The sequence below is a fragment of the Halomonas sp. QHL1 genome, from assembly GCF_001882345.1.
Taxonomy (GTDB): Bacteria; Pseudomonadota; Gammaproteobacteria; order Pseudomonadales; family Halomonadaceae; genus Vreelandella.
Genome location: NZ_MINL01000001.1, coordinates 1,446,109 through 1,446,348, shown reverse-complemented (window position 1 = coordinate 1,446,348; position 240 = coordinate 1,446,109). Strand labels below are relative to the sequence as shown.

Annotated in this window: 1 protein-coding gene; it reads left to right on the top strand. The window is 57.9% G+C overall.

What is annotated here, in order from left to right; all coding sequences use genetic code 11:
• A partial coding sequence (locus tag QHL1GM_RS19320; RefSeq protein WP_217648531.1) for a hypothetical protein occupies positions 1-192 on the top strand: 192 nt, incomplete at its 5' end.
• Between the last annotated feature and the right edge of the window lie 48 nt (positions 193-240).

Genomic DNA, 240 nt, shown 5'->3' with positions numbered 1-240 from the left:
GTTCCGTTCCGGCGGACCACGCTGAGCGTGAGTGTTGAAACCACCCAAGACGACGTCTACGAAGGTGAAGAGACCTTCCAGCTAGAAGCCACCACCGAATCCGGTGCCAGCGATAAACGCAACGCTGACCGCCGACGGGGCAGGCAACTACATCGTTCCGGCGGGTATTACCACGCTGAGCGTGAGTGTTGAAACCACCCAAGACGACGTCTACGAAGGTGAAGAGACCTCTAGAAGCCA